This window comes from Paenibacillus sp. O199, assembly GCF_001636635.1.
GTDB lineage: Bacteria > Bacillota > Bacilli > Paenibacillales > Paenibacillaceae > Paenibacillus > Paenibacillus marchantiae.
Genome location: NZ_LGRP01000032.1, coordinates 13,715 through 29,378, shown reverse-complemented (window position 1 = coordinate 29,378; position 15,664 = coordinate 13,715). Strand labels below are relative to the sequence as shown.

17 protein-coding genes and 1 pseudogene are annotated in these 15,664 nt (G+C 48.4%); 1 reads left to right on the top strand and 17 read right to left on the bottom strand.

Annotation, left to right across the window (positions count from 1 at the left end):
* Positions 1-8: 8 nt before the first annotated feature.
* From A6049_RS33425 to A6049_RS27145, 17 genes and pseudogenes are all read right to left on the bottom strand, one after another.
* Positions 9-176, bottom strand: a complete 168-nt coding sequence (locus A6049_RS33425; RefSeq protein WP_161490643.1) for a hypothetical protein — start codon at positions 174-176, stop codon at positions 9-11.
* A gap of 290 nt (positions 177-466) precedes the next feature.
* Complete coding sequence (locus A6049_RS27210; RefSeq protein ID WP_063567592.1) at positions 467-1,873, bottom strand: MATE family efflux transporter; 1,407 nt, start codon at positions 1,871-1,873, stop codon at positions 467-469.
* A 306-nt stretch (positions 1,874-2,179) separates the two neighbouring features.
* Positions 2,180-2,293 (bottom strand): annotated as a pseudogene (locus tag A6049_RS33025) (carbohydrate ABC transporter permease); the annotation flags it as partial.
* Positions 2,294-2,295: 2 nt separating this feature from the next.
* The gene (locus tag A6049_RS27205; protein WP_053782648.1) at positions 2,296-3,123 is read right to left on the bottom strand and encodes a carbohydrate ABC transporter permease; all 828 of its coding nucleotides are present in this window, start codon (positions 3,121-3,123) and stop codon (positions 2,296-2,298) included.
* Complete coding sequence (locus A6049_RS27200) at positions 3,123-3,989, bottom strand: carbohydrate ABC transporter permease (protein ID WP_063567591.1); 867 nt, start codon at positions 3,987-3,989, stop codon at positions 3,123-3,125. The genes A6049_RS27205 and A6049_RS27200 overlap by 1 nt, the downstream gene beginning before the upstream one ends.
* A gap of 25 nt (positions 3,990-4,014) precedes the next feature.
* Positions 4,015-5,220 (bottom strand): extracellular solute-binding protein, encoded by a 1,206-nt coding sequence (locus A6049_RS27195; RefSeq protein WP_095206232.1) that lies wholly within the window; start codon positions 5,218-5,220, stop codon positions 4,015-4,017.
* Positions 5,221-5,518: 298 nt separating this feature from the next.
* Positions 5,519-6,007, bottom strand: coding sequence for a signal peptidase II (lspA, locus tag A6049_RS27190; protein ID WP_063567589.1), 489 nt, complete (start codon positions 6,005-6,007; stop codon positions 5,519-5,521).
* 210 nt (positions 6,008-6,217) lie between these two features.
* Positions 6,218-7,165, bottom strand: a complete 948-nt coding sequence (locus A6049_RS27185) for a nucleoside hydrolase (protein WP_063567588.1) — start codon at positions 7,163-7,165, stop codon at positions 6,218-6,220.
* A gap of 60 nt (positions 7,166-7,225) precedes the next feature.
* A complete protein-coding gene (locus tag A6049_RS27180; protein ID WP_063567587.1) occupies positions 7,226-7,630 on the bottom strand; it encodes a DUF350 domain-containing protein in 405 nt (134 codons plus the stop codon).
* A complete protein-coding gene (locus A6049_RS27175) occupies positions 7,612-9,009 on the bottom strand; it encodes a glutathionylspermidine synthase family protein (RefSeq protein ID WP_063567586.1) in 1,398 nt (465 codons plus the stop codon). The genes A6049_RS27180 and A6049_RS27175 overlap by 19 nt, the downstream gene beginning before the upstream one ends.
* Before the next feature lie 6 nt (positions 9,010-9,015).
* The gene (locus A6049_RS27170; RefSeq protein ID WP_063567585.1) at positions 9,016-9,291 is read right to left on the bottom strand and encodes a hypothetical protein; all 276 of its coding nucleotides are present in this window, start codon (positions 9,289-9,291) and stop codon (positions 9,016-9,018) included.
* The gene (locus A6049_RS33790; protein ID WP_095206227.1) at positions 9,291-9,758 is read right to left on the bottom strand and encodes a hypothetical protein; all 468 of its coding nucleotides are present in this window, start codon (positions 9,756-9,758) and stop codon (positions 9,291-9,293) included. The genes A6049_RS27170 and A6049_RS33790 overlap by 1 nt, the downstream gene beginning before the upstream one ends.
* A gap of 413 nt (positions 9,759-10,171) precedes the next feature.
* Positions 10,172-12,106, bottom strand: coding sequence for an ABC-F family ATP-binding cassette domain-containing protein (locus A6049_RS27160; RefSeq protein ID WP_063567584.1), 1,935 nt, complete (start codon positions 12,104-12,106; stop codon positions 10,172-10,174).
* Positions 12,107-12,204: 98 nt separating this feature from the next.
* Positions 12,205-12,366, bottom strand: a complete 162-nt coding sequence (locus A6049_RS33660; RefSeq protein WP_162842465.1) for a hypothetical protein — start codon at positions 12,364-12,366, stop codon at positions 12,205-12,207.
* Between the two features lie 111 nt (positions 12,367-12,477).
* Entirely contained in the window at positions 12,478-12,762 is a 285-nt protein-coding gene (locus A6049_RS27155; protein ID WP_063567583.1) for a hypothetical protein, read from the bottom strand.
* Positions 12,763-12,815: 53 nt separating this feature from the next.
* Positions 12,816-13,814, bottom strand: a complete 999-nt coding sequence (locus A6049_RS27150; RefSeq protein ID WP_063567582.1) for a glycosyltransferase — start codon at positions 13,812-13,814, stop codon at positions 12,816-12,818.
* Positions 13,815-13,841: 27 nt separating this feature from the next.
* Positions 13,842-14,813, bottom strand: a complete 972-nt coding sequence (locus A6049_RS27145; protein WP_205412049.1) for a phosphotransferase family protein — start codon at positions 14,811-14,813, stop codon at positions 13,842-13,844.
* 223 nt (positions 14,814-15,036) lie between these two features.
* Between A6049_RS27145 and A6049_RS27140 the strand changes: the two genes are divergently transcribed.
* On the top strand, positions 15,037-15,648 hold the full coding sequence (locus tag A6049_RS27140) for a TetR/AcrR family transcriptional regulator (protein WP_063567581.1): 612 nt from the start codon (positions 15,037-15,039) through the stop codon (positions 15,646-15,648).
* Positions 15,649-15,664: the final 16 nt, after the last annotated feature.

The following is a 15,664-nucleotide window of genomic DNA, read 5'->3' as shown; positions in this document are numbered from 1 at the left end:
TTTGCCGTTCAAAATAACCCCGAATGAGATGACCGCACTGCCCTGCGGAACACCTGATGATAATGATAGGGTGACAGAAGCGCTTCAGACGCCACTTCTTCAAGCCCGATATCCTCGTACAGATTCGTTTCAATAAAGTAGAGACTTTGCTGAATCAATTCACTGTATGAATTCAAATAAAGTCCAGCCCCTTTCCATATCCTTACTATACGTGAGGCTGCACATTTCGTTTTGATCATTTTTGCTAACCTGTTCTGGTGACAACCTTCGATACAGCCCCCACCTATGATCTGAACCTCTCTAAGATAACGAGGTAATACTGCACAAATAACGAAAAAAGAGCCCATCATCAGGAGGAATGCTCCATCCCATGATTGGCTCTTCTTTAATCTGACTAACGCCCCAAGTGCGGCGCCTTTTTATTTCTATACTCCACTCAAATCGAAATTATTTTCCAAAATCAACATCATACTGCCGGCACCGGCTGAGCTCCAACTTCCTCCTCATGATCCAACAGATCATGTTTCTCCCAAGCCCGGCTCTTCCAGCGGAAATACATAATGACAGCGCGTGTCCACTCGTCTGCGGCAATCGCAAGCCATACACCGGCGAGCCCCATGTGAAGCTTGAACACAAGCAGGTAGCCTAGCGGCAGGCTCATGCAGACCATAGAGATCAGTCCCATGTATACCGGGAACTTCGCATCACCTGCGGCACGAAGGGAACCAATAATCACAATGTTGCAGGTTCGCCCGGTTTCCAGCAGAAGACTTAGCAGGATGACCTGTGCCCCTAGCTTGATGATTTCCGGATTATCCGTGAACACACTCATCAGCGGAACACGGAAGAGAATAATAATTACATCGATCACAACCGTTGCGAGCAGCGCCCATTTTACACTGTCGAATACGCGTTTGTATGCATCGTTCTTGCGCCGTGCACCGACCAGTCGGCCAACAATAATGGAAGTTCCCATTCCGATCGCCATGCTGAATAGATAGATGTAGCTTGAAATGTTACCCGCATATTGCCGGGTTGCCATCGCTTCAGCACCCAGATAGGTTACGTACAGTGTGAAGACGAGCTGGCAGGACTGATATACAACGGATTCCAGTGCAGAGGGGATACCAATTCGCAAGATTTTGCTGATAAATTTCTTCGAAAGGTTGATGTAATAGCTAAACTCTACCCTTACATCCATAACCCGATAGAGCAACCAGAAGAAAATAATCAAACAGATCAGACGGCTTCCGACCGTTGAGATCGCCGCCCCTTCTACACCAAGCTTCGGCATGCCGAAATGGCCAAAAATAAGGGCGTAGTTACCAACGACGTGAATCACGTTCATCAGAACGGAAACATACATCGTCTCTTTGGTGTAACCATGCGTACGAATCGTCGCGGCCAGCGCGTTAATCAGCGCCTGAAGGAAGATCCCGCCTCCGACAATACTTATATAAGAACGGGCAAAATCGTATATTTCACCTTGGATATGAAGCAGTGTAAGCAGATGTCCTCCTAACAGAAGGAAGCTTCCGCTCAGGATCAGTCCAACAATCAGATTTAGTGTAATCGCGTTACCTGTTACCTGTGCCGCCTCACTCAACTTCTTCGAACCAATATATTGTGCCACAACAATAGCAGCGCCATGTCCAATGACTTCCAGTACAAGAATCGCAATGGAAATAATCTGGTTGGCTGCTCCGACTCCGGATACTGCATTATCGGACACTGAACTGAGCATGAACGTATCCACGCTCCCCATCAACATAAACAAGAAGAGTTCCAGGAAAATAGGCCATGTTAGCCGAATCAGATTCAGATCCTTGGCATCCGAACGCAGGGACTCTTTGGTTGAGGATATTGCTGTCATTTTCTCACCTTTCCCGTGTGGGCTTTAATTCTTAGGGTATGTTAGCACAGGTGGTTTGAAAATGCAGTAGTTTTGCGAAAAAACTTGAAAGTTTTTTGAAATTCCAATAATAGGTATTTTCAGTTTTTTCATTTAGTTTGCATTATAGAGAATAACTAAATTGATATACTCGTTATAAATACACGATCTCAGGAGATAGAAGAAGTCCAGGGCGATGAGCAAAAACCCTCACACATCCCTATTGGATCGGGATGTGTAAGGGTCCAAGGTTTAAGTTAGCCATTTAATCATCTGGAATACATGGGTCTATCCTTTTACCGATCCGGCAGCAATACCTTCTACAATTCGATTGCTCAAAACGAGGAAAGCGATCAGGATCGGCAGGATGCTGATCATCAGTGTCGCACCAATCACTCCCCAATTTATTTCACTGAACCTTGCGTTACACCATTGATAATCCATTTTTGTGCAAACAGGTAAATGATGATCATCGGCAGCAACGCCAGCAGGTACGATGCAAACGCCAGGTTGAAGTCAGTATTGAATTGACCCTGGAACACATATTGTACCAGTGGAAGCGTGTATTGTGCCGGATCACTAATAATAATGAGTGGCAGCAGAAAGTCATTATAGGTAGACAGACAAGTTAGAATACCAACCGTGGCACTGATCGGCGCCATCAATGGGAAAATGATTTTCCAGAATGTGCCCCAGGTTGTTGCTCCATCTACGAAGGCTGCTTCCTCCAGTGCTACCGGAATGGACCGAATGTAACCTACATATACAAATACGTTAAAGGCGAGACCGTACACCGTATGCAGCAGGATAAGACCCAGAAGATTGGTCATTTCCAGTGATGCAGTCAGCTTAACAATCGGCAGCATGATGATTGGAAACGGAATAAACATCGCGCTGACGAAGTAATAATACAGCCCTTTGAAAAATTTCCGCTTCTCCATATTCCGGGCAATCGCGTAAGCAACCATAGAGTTACTGAGCAAGGTCAGAATGACTGTTGACGCAGTAACAATGGCACTGTTACGGAACGATTGGAAGAAGTTTGTCATGTCTATTGCACTTGCAAAGTTCTCCCAGTGAAGCGTTGTCGGAATAGCAAAGACCGATTGGGCCATTTGCTCCGGATTTTTCAATGCGATTGTAACCGTCATATATAAAGGGAACAGAATGAACAAGGTACCCAGAATAATTAACAACATAACGGGCCAGTTGGTACGTAAACGGCTTCTCATTACAGATCCGTCTCCCTTCTTTGCAGGAACCGGATTTGCAGAATCGAAATCACCGCAATAACGATGAAATAGATAACCGAGTTCGCAGATTGATATGCATATTCGCCGCCTTCAAATCCACCCGTGTAGATCAGATGGGAGATGGACTGTGTTGCCCGTCCCGGTCCACCATTCGTCAAGGCCACGATCTGGTCAAAGACCATCAGTGAGTTTTTCATCGCCAGCACCATATTAATTGTGAAGAACGGGGCAATAAGCGGAAACGTAATGCTCCAGAATTCACGCCATTTTCCAGCGCCGTCCAGATTTGATGCTTCATACAATGTCGTAGGGATGGTTTGCAATCCCGCCAAATACAGAATCGTATTCAACGCGACGGATTGCCACACCGCTACAATTACGATCCCAATCCATGCCAGACTTTCGCTGCCCAGAATGTTGGTGGATAGGGCGTTGATGCCCAGGTTTTGTCCCCAGATCGGGAATACGTTGGAGAACAGGTAGTTAAATATGTAACCTACAATCAATACACTCAGGATATTCGGCAAGAAGTAGATGCCACGGAAAAAGTTACGGAACTTGATCTTGGCATTCAGCCCGAGTGCAATGAGCAGGCTTAGAATATTCGTAAGGATCGTTACAACGATCGCAAACTTGAAGGTAAACCAGTAGGCGTTGCCTACATTGTCATCTTGAAACAAATTGAAATAGTTTTTGAATCCAACAAAATCATAACCTTTACCGAATCCGTTGTAGTTCGTAAATGAATAATAGATCCCCTGGAGGGCCGGCAGCGTCATAAATACAAAGAACAGTATTACCGCCGGAACCGTCATCCAGTAATAAGGCGCGATGCGCTTGTTCATACTCCATCCTCCTTCGGACAAGGCGTTATCGCCGATTCGCTACCTTGTCCCATTCTTTGTCGAGTGTATCCAGATAGTTGTCGATGTTCTTGTTTTGCAAAAAGGACTGTACGATGGAATTCAGCTGCACCGCAGCCGGAATATAGTGATCGGCGAAGTCGATAACCTTGCCCTGCTCAATGTAAGGTGTCAGTTCCTGTACAGCAGGATCATCTTGTTTTACACCTTCCACCGCAGAGAACAGCGTCTGTTCCTTAATGTACTTGCCTATATTTTCAGGCTCCAGCAGAAACGCGATGAACTGCTCGGCCTGCTCCTTGTTTGGTGTATTCGCTGAAATGGTAAACAGAGAGTCGATTCCGTTCACCAACTTGATCTGGCTCGGATCGTTGCCTGTCGGGAATGGGAAGAAACCAATGTCCACATTCGGGTTGGCTTTGCGAATCTCGGAGATCGCCCAGGTACCCTGGATGTACATATAAGCTTCACCATTAGCAAAGGCACGGTTACCATCCGAATACGCTTTACCGAAGTTGTCGCCGTGACCGTAATTCATCAGCTCCAACTGCTTCTCCGCAACCTCACGGTATTTCTCCTTGAAGGTCACTTTGTTCTCGCGACGCTCCAGGTAGAAATCAATACCAACCAAGTTAGGTCCGAGTGCATTGAACGGCAGATTCGTCTGCCAATCATCCTTGTATGTGAAGTAAAACGGAATTTTACCCGCATCCTTAATTTTTTTGGCTGTAGCAATCAGCTCGTCCCAGGTCTTGGGTACGTTCAGACCCATTTCTTTAAACAAGGTTTTGTTGTACATGATGCCGTTTGCATTTGTTGCGTAAGGAACACCTGTCACTTCATCCATGCCCGTGACATCCTTCAGCATCTTTATGTAGTTGGGATCGATCGTTTTTAACAGTGGACTGTCTGTCAGATCGGCGAAAATATCACTCTGTGCAAGAATGGAATAGGTATCGGTTGCCCCCATTGCCATAATGTCTGGCACATCGTTCTTCACCACACGTGTCTTCAGCACCGTCTCCGCGTCAGGTGGATTCACCTGAGTGACCTGAATACCAGAGTGTTCGGCGTTGAATGTTTTGATTAACTCGTCAAAGGTTCCTTTGGCTTCGGGTTTGTTCTGAAAAAATTCAACCTGCACTTTGCCATTGTCATTATTCCCGCTAGTGCAGGAAGACAGAAGTACAGCCGTTATTCCACAAAGCAGCATTAACCCGAGTGCCTTGGTAAGCGATGTTCTCATGTTGTACCTCCCTCAGCTTATATACGTAAAGATTTACCCATTAAATTAGTGAAGTAACCACGTGGTTAATCCTTCCACCGTTTTATACTTAGAGCGTTGACTATAATGTGTCCTATTATTCCTAAAACGGTTTCGGTAAAAATGAATCAGTCCCACTGACCGCGAGTCCGCTCGTCGACATAACAAAAAAAGGACATCGGAAATATCCAATGTCCCTCATGTATCCAGTTACGCTGCTTACATCACAGCTGTTGTTAACTCTTTATCAACGCTCTATTTTCGGCAAAGCATTACGTAAACGCTTGGCTCGGTAACTCTGAAATGCACGGATTAACATGCCGATGACCAGCATAACCACGCCAACATTTATCGCTACATCCGCCAAATTGAGAATACCACGTCCCGACGGAAATACGAGAAAATCCGTTACACGTGCGTAGATAAAACGATCGATTGCATTACCCAAAGCACCACCGACCATGAAACCGGCACCTGCCTGCATCCAGAAACCGCGAATCTCACCTTTTCTCCGATAATACATCATACCCGCCACGAATAGAATAGCGACCACACCGAAAAGACGCGCATTCCCTTGAAACAGGCTGCCTGCCATTCCACTATTCTCATAATGCTGCAATTGCATTCCCGAGTCGCCAAGCCTCATCGTGTCCCCAACTTCCATATACATCCTCACCGCCATCTTGGTTCCCTGATCAACCAAGGTAACCAGCAGTGCTACAAAATAAAATAACATTGTGCCACTCCTCCTGCCGGACGCTCAAAAGTTAAACTAAAGAAGTCTCCGCTGTAACATTTCCTTCACTTTAACACACCCGAAGCGTTGTCACCAACTGGACAGAGAACGCGCATTGCACACACTCATAGGAATGGAATGGGCAAAAAAAATCCGTACCTGGAATAGGCACGGATGATGAATACTTTTATTGGAGTTAAAACCACATTTTTATTGAATAGCAGAGAGCACATCCAGCAGCATGGATTTGAATTTCGGACGGTCAATGGCCTCACAGACGCGTACATTCGGCTCTTTGCCGAAACGTCCGTTGATATCCACAACGCTATATCCGCGTGTTAACTCTCCTGCTGCTTCTACATCCACATAATACTGACCGGATTTGGTCATGAGCGACTCATCTGCGGCAACAGCCATCAGCAACGTGTCCGGGTGAGTGGTGCCATTCAGTTTATGTACCGATTTGTTGAACTGCATAACCACTTTGTTGATGGCTGTGAAGAAATCGGCACCAGATGTACCCAGTGCTGCAATTTCAGCGTGATCATCATCATCCATAACAGAATACTGAGTACACATTTCCCAGCCAACCATGGTCGTCGGAATGCCTGCGTGCAATACAATTTTGGCTGCTTCCGGATCTACATAGAAGTTATACTCCGCGGCTGGTGTGATATTACCCAGTGCATTATTCGTTCCACCCATGATGTAGAGGTGAGCAATCTCCGGAATAATGGTTGGGTCCTTCTGGATTGCCATCGCAATGTTGGTCAGAGGTGCAATGGCCAGAAGCGAGATTTCGCCCGGATGTGCGTGTACCTTTTCAATGATAAAATCAACCGCATGCCCTGCCTCTGGACGCTGGTCTGCCTTCGGGAAATGGGCTCCGCCCATGCCGTCATCACCATGTACGTCTTCCACCGTGCGGTGCTGGGCCTTACCATAGGCCATCAATGGGCGTTCGCACCCTTTGTACACAGGCACCTTGCCGCCATGTCCAGCAACCTGTACCGTGTACAGGGCATTTTCAACCTCCTGGTCAAACTGTACGTTCCCACCTGTAATCGTAATGCCCTCCACCTGGAAATGGTGCAGTGCCGTCAGGATCGCAATCGTATCGTCTCCTGCTGTATCTGTATCGATGATGACTTTTCTCATGATGCCGCGCTCCTTCTTCGTTGAATTGATATTCATTCCAAATAAACACTAGGGTTTATTTTACATCAAAAACGTACCGATGACGATGGAAACGCCGATGATAATGGACCGCAGCAGCTGTGCTACCGCCATATTGCCTCTTGCGATTTCGTCACATACCCGCATCTTGGGAATCAGGAAGTCAAATATAATATAGACCAGACACAAAATAATGATTCCAAGCGCCGACCAGAGCAGCATATCCAGCCACGAATGCGTGGAGAAGGACACCATGCCCACAATGATACACAGGCCCAGCAATTTGCTGCCCATATACATGCCTGCCGCCTCGTTACCTTTTGCGATTTCCTCGCTATCGTTATACCGGGTCAATTGGCTAAAAGCGAAATACCCACATACCAATACTACCAGCAAAATGCCTACACCTACCGCTACATTCAGCAGGTTCAATCCCAAATTGTCCATTCCTTCTCCTCCTCGTCATCCATCCGTTCATTGACCACAGCCGCACAATAATAGGCCATATCTCCGGTTACCTTCTCCCCGATCCGGGGCAGCACACCGGCAAAACGTCCACCGATGACAAACACCCCTGTAAGCAAATAACCGCTGTATACGCCATCCTCTGTCTGAATCACGGCCTGTTCCATCGGTACCAGCTGCTGATATATTTTAGGCTGATTATTATAATAGGCTGCGATCTCATCTTCTTCTTGCAGTTCGGCTATTGTGTTGGAGTTCGTAGGGGCGTGCAGCTGATGAGAAGCAGCCATTTGGCCCGCATGATGATCCGATCCCTCATCCAGCAGCGATGTGCCTCGACCTTCGCGGCCCCAATAGCTTTTAGCCACATAAGGCATTGCGCTCCATTCGAAAGGTCCAGCTTCGAAATAAGTCGGTAGCAGATAACGCGAAATCGCCGCTAACTCTGCATCATCAAACAGCCGAAACCCGCAATATTCCATGGTTTGTTCATTGCGTTCATAGAGTGACCAGATCGCCGCCATGAAACCCTTGCTCTGCATCAGCACATGCTGTGCAGGATTCATCAGGCCCAGGCCGCCATCCTGAACCAATTCAAGCAGTGCTGCGCCGATGTCCACGCCGGTCGTTTCATCTCGATCATCGATTAGATATTCCAGGGGATAGAGCCGGTACAACAGGTTAATCTCGCGTCCATGATGGTAGAGCGCCTCCCCTGGAATAATCTCCAACTCCTCCAGTGGAGCGTAAAACGTTTCATACCCCGCCTTCTGGCACAGCTTCATCAGATACTCCGTATTGGTCCGATCCTCTACATGCTCCCCAAATGAAGTAAAGGTCACCGGGCCCAGCAAACCCTGCTGTGCGTAAGCATCCAGCCAGCGGTGAAAGCATTCCCGGATACATTCATCCATTCCTTTGGACGGAGCATGGAGCGATGTTTTTTCAACCATCCCCACCAAAATACCTTCCAATGCAGCTGCTTCAGGTATGCCGGTTGGGGTATCCGTGTTATTTTCGATACATTTAGGTCCGGCTTCCCCAATAATCCAGTCCTGCCGAGTAATCCCGCCTGTCACCATCTCCATACGAGCCGCCGGAATAAGGCCGGGATGAATACCCAGCTGCTGCTCCAGGAAAGAGTCGGGCATGTATTGCTGAATAAAACGCATCACCTTGCAATAAATCCCGTCTACAGCCTCAACTGCTGCACGCAATTCCTGCATCTCCGCAGGGGAATAAACCGTCAATGCAGGCACACAATATTGCTTGCCATACATGCGATGGTAGGGAACCTGTTGCCCTGCTTCACCCCTGAATACTTCTTCATGACTGAATGGCAGTTGGTAGATATTCCTCATCAGGTTCTAACCTCCCGAACTGCGGAAGAAGCTGCCAAAGCCGCTCGATTTTGAACTGGATTTGCTGTAGGAACTGCTGTCCTTGTTGCTCCGATAGGACGATCCGCCACCGTAATAATAGTGCCCACTGCTGGAGTCATATTCACATCCGGTATCGTATTCCGGGTCACACTCATCGCTATTGCTGCTACAACCGGATAATACGGCTGGAACCGCAAGCATTAGCGAGAAGGCAACCAGCTTGGCGCGTGATCCAGGTTTAGGTTTGGGATTTTCGTCCATTACAAATCTACCTCCTTCATAAAAAACAACACTTTCTTGCGATCCGCATCCAACACGGAATACACAAATTCATAGGTCGTACCGCCCCGGACCATGTAATGGTCCAGCAGTTGCTCGGCAAGCTCCATCGTGTACGAGGAGGATTCTGCCAAGTCCAATTCCTGAAATGCACACCCATTCCACAGCATGTATTCCGCACTGTACATGGAGGACATTTTACACATTGCCAGTGCAGCGTCCGCAATCGCTGTACCGTATTCCGCAGGTTTTTGATTGTCATACTCGGTCACGTAAACTGCATGCTCCCGACGATCCTCGCATTCATTGGACAGATGCGCCCAGAGCTTATTTTTCATCAGGGTAGCATCGACCAGCTTGCGCATGAAAAGCTCATCGCGAGTACCTGATACCTGCTCCAGTACGCCCGTCTCCACCTGCCGGTTATCCGACCAGTTCCGATAAGTCAATGAATAATAAATATCGATAACCTGCCTTTCTGTGAGCTCTAAGAGGAGCCGTTTCAATACACACAAACGTATTTAACGCATGAGAAGGAAAAAAGTTACACTATTCCCGATGACATGTAAAAAAGCATTTTGCATAAATCCCAAGAGTGGTTTTCAATCAGCAAGATATAGATCGAAATGAATCTATTCGTCTAGATCTTTTGCCCGCGAACAATAAGAATCGAATTATGCAAAATGCTAGTAAAGATAAGATTGTGGCGATACACAATTTTACCAGCTAATTACCTCGGATATCATCCCGTTATAAAGCTAACTTTGAAAATCAAAAAGGCCAGAGATCTCCCTCCGGCCTTCTTTCCTTCTTCATCTATTTCAAGATCTATTTCAAGATAAGTTCCGTAATCTGACCTGTCTCACAGCTCTGCCCACTGGGCCAACATATCATTGTATTCACCAGACAATTGCTCGCGTTCGTTCCACACTTGCTCCAGCTCGTTTGGATTATCCTGCAAGGATTCAAGCTGACGATCCATCTCCTTGATTTGCCCTTCAAGACGGGCCAATCTCTGCTCCAATTGTTCAGCGGACAGCTTTTTGGAAGTGGCCGTTGTATTAAGCGTGCTACCGGACTTCGTCTCCTGTTTCGGTTTTGAACTCCCACGTGATGGAGTGGCAACAACTGCTATATGCTGATTTGCCGCGGCTGCGCGGGTTTGCAGATCAAGCTTCTTCTCGCGATAGGCTTCATAGTCTCCCAGATAAGCGGTCATCCGCCCATTCTCCAGTTCCCACACGCGGGAAGCAAGTCGATTGACGAAGTAGCGGTCATGCGAGATGGCAAGCACCGTGCCTTCGAAATCAACAAGCGACTCTTCGAGCGCTTCCCTTGAAGCGATATCCAGATGGTTGGTCGGTTCATCCAGCAGAAGCACATTCGGCTTGCGCTGAACCAGCAGAGCCAGCCTTAGCCGTGTCCATTCCCCACCGGATAACTGTCCTACCGAGCGAAATACATCTGCTCCATAGAATAGATATCGGGCCAAAATGCCGCGTGCTTCTCCTTCTTCCACGCCCGCTTCCAGACGGAAGTACTCCAACACATTCAGCTTCGGATTGGAAGGCTCCTCCTGCTGGGCCAGATAGCCAACATCTACACGTGCACCCCACTCCAGGTTGCCTGCACTGGGTTGTTCCTCGCCCAGCAACAGCTTGAACAACGTTGTTTTGCCTGAACCATTGCGTCCAATAAGGGCAATTTTGTCGCCATATTCGAGCAATCCTGATACACCGCGCAGAATTGGACGTTCTCCATAAGCCTTTTCGACCTGTTCCATAACGGCCACTTGTTTTCCCGTACGGTCTGTAGGGCGTACATCGAAGTCGGCGTTACGCCGCTCCAGTACCGGGCGTTTCACCTGTTCCATCCGTTCGATTGCTTTACGCATCGAAGCTGCACGCCGGAAGAACTTTTCATTACCCCCGACTCGGCCCCATTCTTCCAGTTGGCGGATCGTTTCTTTCATTTTTTTGATCACCTTCTGCTGCTCTTTGAACTCCTCGAATTGCTGCATCAGTCGTTGTTCCTTCACTTTCATATATTCCGTATAACCACCAGCTGACGTCTGCGCTTCTCCATCCTCCAGTTCTAACGTCCGGGATGCTACACGGTCCAAAAAGTAGCGATCATGTGAGATCAGAATTATCGTACCTGTGTAGTCACGCAAAAATCCTTCCAGCCATTCCACCCGCTCCAGATCAAGGTGGTTGGTCGGCTCATCCAGCAATAACAGATCAGGCCTTACAATTAGCTGTGAAGCCAGCACAACCCGGGTCTGTTCTCCACCAGACAACGAACCAAACCGCCATCCGTAATGCTCCTTCGCAATATCCAGACCGTCCGCCACCTGATCGATCCGGGCATCCATTTCATATCCACCCTCGCGCTCGAACTGGTCCTGCAATGCCGCGTACCGCTTCAACAGTCGCTCCAATTGGTTCGGATCGGATGCACATTCCGGATCGGACATCTGCTGCTCCATATCCTTCATTTGACTCCGGCACGCCATAAGCTCCCTGAATCCAAGACTCAGCACATCCAGCACTGTGTAATCGTCCATTCCTTCCGGCACCTGAGCGACGTAACCAATACGTGTATCCTTCTTGATCATCAATTGTCCTTCATCCGGCTGGTTCAGTCGTGCCATCAGACGCATCAATGTCGTTTTACCGCTGCCGTTGCGGCCGATCAGGGCGACCTTGTCGCCCTCCATAATTTCAAACGTAATGCCGTCCAGCACCAGATGTGCTCCGTGGTATTGAGTCAGTTGTTGCGCGCTAATAATCATCATAATAAGGTTCCTCCTATGGATTGGAAGATCCTGACCGCAACACAAAAAGAGCCGCAGGAGGTTAGCTCCGCGGCCCTTCAGAATTCAAGCAATATCGCTTATCGTCCGAATGAGGTCAAGGCAGGCATCTTCTCGCAAATGTTAATTTCCGTATATTCAAAATTGGACAGACTTCTCCCGTTGGTCAGAAAAGTATGAACAATGCCAGCCATAGCAATCGGCAGCTGGCTAATACGGTTGTTAAGCATCTCGTGATTCACCTGTCTTCACCTCCCTTGTCATAATTAATGTCAATATATCACAGACGAATGCATTCCTGCAACCGCCCTATCGTCCAATTCACTCTTACTGTACAGCAGCTAACCCTCCGATTAATTCCGTCTCCGACGCCGAAACACTACATCCGTAATCGCCACCGTAATTAGTGTCAACATTCCCGCTGCACCCAGCGATGCACCAAGCAAGGCATAACCGATACCGTTCCACCCGCCAATCTCAATGCTAATCATGATCACAACGGCTCCGCCGAGCAAGGCCACACATGGCAGTATATATTGAACACCGGTCATTCGACGTCCCTGCAACCGATAGATAAGCCATTCGATCAGCAGCTGCACAGCCCACATGCCAAGCGTCCACAGGATGAGTACTTCCATAAGGTTCTCCTCCTTCTTGCTGAATGGTTAGAGCCTTCGCTACAGACCTCTCATTACTTCAACCAGTTGGCAAAGAACTCCCGGTATCCCTCTTTCATGATCGTGCGCGAAAAAGCACCAAAGGCATACTCACGGTTGTCTTCCGACACACTGCGCGGTGCAGCAGCAGCCATGTTCACCAGTTCAAACCAGTTATCCTCATTGCCTGCAAAGGCATGCGTTGATCGAATGTGACCATAGCAGGCATGCTCCGGCTTCACAACCATTTTGCCCATCGCCATGGCTTCAGTCAGCGGCATCGCAAACGTATCAAAGGCCGAACAGCTCCAATACACCTTGGACGAGTTCATCAGGGTAAATACTTCATCCTGTGTCAGCGCAAATTGCAATTTTACATTGTCCGGAATGTTGTATTTCTTCATGCTTTCCTCATAGCGGCGACCGCCGAATACCATGTATACTTCCTTGTCCGGGTTCTGCCGGGCATATTCCAGCACCAGATCCGGGCGACGATTCGCTTCATCCCGACCGATCCAGAGCACGCGATTATGCACAACCTGACTCGGGTCGTAGTGGCGGTTTGCGAGCTCTTCGCTAAAGCCAATCGGGATAACGTTCACGTCATGTACACCGAAATTGCGGCCCAATTCTGTTTTTAGGAACTCCGTCTGCACAATCGCTTTATCCACCATCGTATAAAATGGCTTCATCATCTCATACCCCGTCAGCGCCGGGTCGGGAAAGCTGTGCGGGAACAACACACTCTTCGGTAAAAACATCTTCAAAAACGTAAACCCGGATACGGTGTAGATAACATGCTCTATATTTTGGCTATATATCTGGTCCAGTACGATATCATAGTTCACCAGGTCGCCTTTCTCATGCTCATAACCCGGCAACCAGTCATACCCGCTAACATGGCGCTCCGGCGAGATGAACACAATCTCCACGCCCAGCTCCAGCCCGATCTGCTTCAATCGATCCGCAAATACGCGCGGGCCCTGTGCCTCCGTGAATTGAATTTTACGCATTACTAGTCCTACTTTACGCATGTTCTGCACCCCTCATTTCTATTCCCTTCAACACCGCTTCATGCACTGTTTCAGCGTCATTGCCGTCTCGTGCCACTGGTTCCGCAGCTGTTCCTCCGGCCATACACAGTCTGCACTTCTTAGATCCCCATCAATCAGACGCAGCATCCAGAGCGAGAATACAATGGCATATGCGCGGTACCACTTTTTAAAAGAAACCCGTTCAACCTGAACGCTATGGCGCTCCAGCCCGTCCAGATAAACATCGATAATCCGCTCCCGCAGCTCAGGCGTAACGGTTCTCGGGAACAGCGGATGCGATAGATCCACCAGATGATACACGTCCCAAAGAGCCGTATTCAGATGCGCATGCTCCCAATCGATAATCACCAGCCTGCCATTCACATCCGCCATGTTGCCGGGATGCAGATCTCCGTGACACAAAACACGAGGTAACTCCTCCTCTGCCGTATGGATTAGCACGGCGATGTTGTGCCAATCCGATGGTGACAGCGTGATCTCCAGTTTAGATAACAAATCAGCGGTGGATTCCTTTTGCCCAAGCAGATCATCCAGCATGTCCCGAATTGGCGGTTTCTGACCGACCCGGGGCAGCTCACCCCAATCTGCAACAGATAACGTGTGCCACTCCGCCATATGTACAGCAGCAGCCAGCATCGTCTCTTCCCGCGAATCATGCACCAGTTCGCCCAGATCCTCATAGATGATCCAGCTCTGTTTTGCGTTAATTTCACGGTCTGATGCAGCAATCAGCGCTGGATAGATAGGGGGCAATACAGACAGCACATGCCTCGACATCCATTGCTCGCGCCCATATTGCTCAGGATTAGTTAGCGGTTTGAAAATATAACTTTCCCCGGTATGAACAGTGAAACGCTCCACATACTTGCCATTCATGCCTTTGTAGAGCTGTTCCCTGCTTGTTATATATTGTTCATTCAACGTCCCTTCTGGAGTCACCCAGCGATGCGCCTGCACGTCTTCATTCACGCCATTCACCTTCCATTTCGTCCCCAGGCTTGGAGCTGGTGCTATTCATGTTTGCCTTTGCAGCCCTACTTCTGTCCACGCTCCGTGCCCATCTATCCGTTAGTATTTCTATCCATCATACGTTGCCGTTCACAAGCCTGCAAGCTTTGAGCGACAACACTTTTCGTAGCATTAAATAAGAGATTTCGAAATGTCAGTTGCAATTTAGTTAGTAATCACTTACTATACAATCATGAAGAACAAACCTCATGTTGACAGCAAAAAGAAAGACATCCTACAAGCGGCGATGCGCTTGTTTGCAACCAAAGGCGTTGACGGCATTTCCGTCAAAGAGATCGGTGACGCCGCCGGAGTAACGGATGCGGCGATTTACAAACATTTTAAAAACAAAGATGCCGTTGCCCTTGAGGCTTTCACCCAATATTGCGCGGACTATACCGCCCTGATTGACGGGTATGTTCGCCAGGAGGGCCCGGTGCTGGAACGCTTCCGACAACTGATTACCGAAGTTCTCCACCTGCATGATGAAGATCCCTACGGACTGCTGCTGATTTCACAAAATCATGAGATTTTCATTGAAGCTGGAAGCAGTGAGGATTACCGCCAACCGCTGGATGCGTTGATTGATCTAATCAATCAGGGAATTATGCGAGGTGAGCTGCCCGCTCAGGATTCACGGCTCACGGCCGTTCTGGTCATTGGTGCTATTACGCGCCTGGCCGTATCCAGTATGCAAGGTGAACTGCCAGAGCTGCTTGTTCCATACACCGGAGAAACCGTTCACCGCCTTGTGTCGATGTTGGGCCAGGGGGCAAATGATATGGGGCAGAAGCGGGCGGAATAGCTTTGCGAAGATCGTT